We start from the raw sequence: 1,564 nt of genomic DNA, 5'->3' as shown, positions 1-1,564 counted from the left end.
TGTCCGTGGCGGGCGGCGGCGGTTTCGGCGGTGGCGGAGGAGTCGGCGTAGGACGGCAGTCGCCGCCGCCCGCCACGGACACCACCGTGCCCAGGCCGCCGGGACCGAGCGAGGCGTAGGCGCAGCTGTGCGCCGCGGCCGGTACGGGAACGGCCGACAGCGATATGAGCGCGACTGCCGCGAGCAGTCGTCCGACAAGTGATCCATACACGGCAGGAGCTTGTTCCCCATTTCGCCGCGGCACGCGGGAAGTTGCTCGGATTCCCCCGGATAGGGGCATTTGGGCCGCGGGAGGTTTGGCAGCCGGAAGGCCGTGCGAAGACCGCCAAAAGTTTTTTCGCCCACGTTGAACGCGGCGGTGGTCCCGGCCCGTACTAAGGGCCATGAAAGGCGCACCCAGGCGCAGCAACTGGCTTACGAACAACAGGAGTTGACATGAACACCTGGCGGAACGCCTCGCTCGCGGTGACCGCGGCGGCCGTACTGGCCCTGACGACGGCGTGCGGTCAGGACCAGGGCACCGACACCAACGGCCAGTCCGTCGGCGCCGCCAAGCCGGCCGACGCCGGTTACGGCGCGGACAGCGGATACGGCACCGACACGGGTGCCGCGGCGGAGGCCAAGCCGGCCGGTCAACTCGCCGTGTGGGACAGCAAGGAGCTCGGCGAGGTCGTCACCGACAGCGAGGGGTTCACGCTCTACCGCTTCGACAAGGACACGGCCAACCCGCCCAAGTCGAACTGCGAGGGCGACTGTGTGACCGCCTGGCCCGTGGTGGCCGCGGGCGACGCCGAGGCCGCGCCGGGCACCGACCCCTCGCTGCTGGGCGAGATCACCAGGGCCGACGGCACCAAGCAGCTCACCATCGCGGGCTGGCCGATGTACCGGTACGCCCAGGACACCAGCCCCGGCGACGCCAACGGCCAGGGCGTGGGCGGCACCTGGTTCGCCTCCGCCCCCGACGGCAAGAAGGCGGCTCCGGCCGGTGCCGCCTCGGGCGAGGAGGTCACCGCCGGTGACCTGCCGGGCCTGTCCGTCCGCAAGGATCCCAAGCTCGGCGACATTGTGGTCGATTCAAAGGGAATGACGGTGTACCGGTTCAAGAAGGACACCGCCTGGCCGATGTCGTCGGCCTGCACCGGTGAGTGTCTGGAGAAGTGGCCGGTTGTCGCCCCCGTCGACAAGAACGACACCGAAGGCATCATCGAGAAGGGCTACGTGACCTTCGACAGGCCCGACGGAATCAAGCAGCAGAGTCTCGACTGCTGGCCGATCTACACCTTCACCGGTGACACAAAGCCGGGCGACACCAATGGTCAGGGCGTCGGTGGCACCTGGTTCGCGGTTTCCCCGAATGCCAAGCTGGTCGGAGCGCCGAAGTAGTCCCCACGTTGCGGCTCCGGCCCGTCGGTCCGCCGTCACACCCCTCCGTGTGACGGCGGACCGGTCGCACGTGCCGTCGGCGTGTGACCAAGAACGGATCGCTGATTTCCGTTTGGGCTCGCCCTCTTGGCGGTCGATCAGTAGCCTCGGCTCGAACAACCGGCCAGGTACCTGGCCGCGA

At 68.9% G+C, this 1,564-nt stretch carries 1 protein-coding gene and 1 pseudogene; one reads left to right on the top strand and one right to left on the bottom strand.

Annotated elements, in window-relative coordinates:
• Positions 1-211: pseudogene (locus tag BFF77_RS36425) on the bottom strand (hypothetical protein); the annotation flags it as partial.
• Between the two features lie 224 nt (positions 212-435).
• On the opposite strand from BFF77_RS36425, the gene BFF77_RS32590 reads away from it, so the two are divergent.
• Positions 436-1,383 (top strand): SCO0930 family lipoprotein, encoded by a 948-nt coding sequence (locus tag BFF77_RS32590; RefSeq protein ID WP_066957180.1) that lies wholly within the window; start codon positions 436-438, stop codon positions 1,381-1,383.
• Positions 1,384-1,564: the final 181 nt, after the last annotated feature.

It is taken from the genome of Streptomyces lushanensis, assembly GCF_001700515.1.
Lineage (GTDB): Bacteria > Actinomycetota > Actinomycetes > Streptomycetales > Streptomycetaceae > Streptomyces > Streptomyces lushanensis.
This window is presented reverse-complemented; position numbering and strand designations above follow the sequence as displayed.